The organism is Blautia sp. 210820-DFI.6.14, from assembly GCF_020558815.1.
Taxonomy (GTDB): domain Bacteria; phylum Bacillota; class Clostridia; order Lachnospirales; family Lachnospiraceae; genus Blautia_A; species Blautia_A obeum.
On record NZ_JAJCKS010000082.1, the window covers coordinates 1 to 1,058 of the forward strand.

General features: G+C 41.0%; 1 protein-coding gene and 1 pseudogene. Both read left to right on the forward strand.

Annotated elements, in window-relative coordinates:
* Positions 1-187: 187 nt before the first annotated feature.
* Positions 188-604, forward strand: coding sequence for an IS200/IS605 family transposase (tnpA, locus tag LI112_RS17805; RefSeq protein ID WP_144368248.1), 417 nt, complete (start codon positions 188-190; stop codon positions 602-604).
* A 55-nt stretch (positions 605-659) separates the two neighbouring features.
* Positions 660-1,058 (forward strand): annotated as a pseudogene (locus LI112_RS17810) (RNA-guided endonuclease TnpB family protein); the annotation flags it as partial.

The window sequence follows — 1,058 nt, forward strand, 5'->3', positions numbered from 1 at the left end:
TTAGGACGATAAGCGGGAATCCTCGGCAATTCAATTACCGAGATGAAAGCGTAGAATTGTGTATATCTGCACATGGAAATAATATAATAATCCCTTAACTCCTTGATATTAATGCCGTAACCGGCGTATAATCAATCGAAAATATGTTCGACTTTTTGTTGTGCGTTTTCACTCGTTATGTTATACTATATGTATGAAAGAAAATCTAATACATTATAGAACTTGTGTGTGTAATATTAACTACCATATGGTATGGTCAGTGAAATATCGGCGGAAAATATTAAATCCAGAAATTGAGGAATACCTTCAGGAACTGGTGCAGCAGATTGCTGAGGACAAGGGCTTTGCCGTTCATTTATTTGAATGTGGTGAAGGTGACCATGTCCATTGTTTTGTATCAGCTCCACCAAAGCTGTCTATAACAGCAATTGTCAAGTATCTGAAGGGGATCACCGGCAGAAAATTATTCGAACGTTTTCCGGAAATAAGAAACCAGCTATGGAAGGGAGAGCTGTGGAACCATTCCTATTATGTGGAGACAATCGGATCAGTATCTGAAGAAAATATCCGCCGTTATATTGAACATCAGAGCAAATCGTATTAAATCAGGGTGGAGTGTAAAACTCCATCTGCATAGCTGTCTGAAGGAGGGGAGAGGAATGCTGCTGTCACACAGAACATCGTTAAAGATCTGTCCGGAATATTCCAACATTATAGGGCATATGTGTTATGCGGCTTCCAAACTCTGGAATGTCTGCAACTATGAACGTCATCATTATAAAGAACTGGGACTGGAAAAGTATCCTGACTGGTATTATCAGAAAAAAGCACATAAAGGAGATCTGTGGTACAGACAGCTGCCATCACAGACAGCGCAGGAGACCTGCAAGCAGTTGGACAAAGCATGGAAATCTTTTTATGTCCAAAAAAAGAACGGAGGGATCAAAAAACCAAATCCGCCCCGTTTTAAACAGGACAATATACCGGTCACATACATGCAGATGGGGATCCGGCATGAGAAAGGCTCAGACCAGCTGCGTCTGTCTCTGCCAAAGGAT